Source organism: Photobacterium alginatilyticum (genome assembly GCF_009910675.1).
Lineage (GTDB): Bacteria > Pseudomonadota > Gammaproteobacteria > Enterobacterales > Vibrionaceae > Photobacterium > Photobacterium alginatilyticum.
In genome coordinates this window covers 1-806 of record NZ_RSEJ01000160.1, presented here as the reverse complement: position 1 = coordinate 806, position 806 = coordinate 1, and the positions used below count along the sequence as shown (strand labels likewise).

The 806-nt window shown below is 40.6% G+C and carries 1 protein-coding gene; it reads left to right on the top strand.

What is annotated here, in order from left to right; all coding sequences use genetic code 11:
- The first annotated feature begins 171 nt into the window (after window positions 1–171).
- Complete coding sequence (locus EIZ48_RS28465; RefSeq protein ID WP_160658768.1) at window positions 172–375, top strand: bacteriocin immunity protein; 204 nt, start codon at window positions 172–174, stop codon at window positions 373–375.
- Window positions 376–806: the final 431 nt, after the last annotated feature.

Below are 806 nucleotides of genomic sequence, written 5' to 3'. Positions count from 1 at the left end.
CATTGCCTGTATAAGATTACTGAAACTATGTGGCGTGAATCAACTGCATAACAAAGCAATCAAGGTGACCCGTTACACTCGGCGGTTTTGGTATGAAGTTCGGTGTGTTTTGCTAGTTTAGCGTGGGGCACCTTATTGCAGGCGTTATGAATTAAGAAGTTGGAGCAAATCGTGTCTGACACAAAAAAGTATTTGATTGAATTAGTGCAACAGTTGATGGACTGTTCTGGTTCTGAAGAAGAATTAGATGAAATTTTAGTCAAAGTGAAGTCGATGGTTGTAGATCCTTATATATCTGATTATATCTATTGGTCAGACCTTAGCGCAGAAGATGTAGTGGAAAAAGCTTTATCTTACAAACCTATCTGCTTGTAATTCAAAGAGCTATTGGTTCGCATCCTCAATGCATTGGCTCAAAACTGCTAGTATAGAGCGGTTCTTTGTCCAGTGACCACTGGATTAGTAAGTTAGTTTTTGAGAGAGCAACTAATACACGCTCAAGTTTATGGATACGGCTAGATAATTTGCATATAGATAAAGCTGCCAGCAGTGTATGTTGCAGATGACATTTACAAAATTCATAACAAAGCAATCAAGGTGACCCGTTACACTCGGCGGTTTTGCTATGAAGCTTGGTGCGCTTTGCTAGTTTAGCGTGGGGCACCTTATTGCAGGCGCTGGAGGATCCCCACAAAATTTATGCATGATAACTGCTCCTCGCCATCATAATTAACTCTTGTTGTGCCCAACGTAATGTTGAATCTGTAATGTGATATTCTAGCCGTCGAAAGACTTCTTTTCCGAGC